Genomic DNA, 246 nt, shown 5'->3' on the forward strand with positions numbered 1-246 from the left:
GTAAAAGAATAAAGTTGGAGTTAGAGTAATATGTATGAATTTAATGGAATAACAATGTGGTCACTACAAGCGCTGGCGATTGATTTTGCAATTATTGTGTTGCTGTTTGTGAGTCTTAAATATATTAAGGGTTGGGTATCTAACCTGCATGCTAATGATGAAATTACTGAGCGTGATAACTTTGCATTTGGTATTAGTTTTGCTGCGGGTTTAGTTGCATTGGCGATTGTGCTTACAGGTGTAAGC

The 246-nt window shown here is 36.2% G+C and carries 1 protein-coding gene; it reads left to right on the plus strand.

Annotated elements, in window-relative coordinates; translation table 11 throughout:
* Nucleotides 1-30: 30 nt before the first annotated feature.
* Nucleotides 31-246: DUF350 domain-containing protein (locus tag AAEY93_RS20975; RefSeq protein WP_502959579.1), on the plus strand; the 216-nt coding region annotated here is incomplete at its 3' end.

The organism is Shewanella sp. CAL98-MNA-CIBAN-0140 (assembly GCF_040309905.1).
In the GTDB taxonomy this organism is placed as follows: Bacteria; Pseudomonadota; Gammaproteobacteria; order Enterobacterales; family Shewanellaceae; genus Shewanella; species Shewanella psychromarinicola.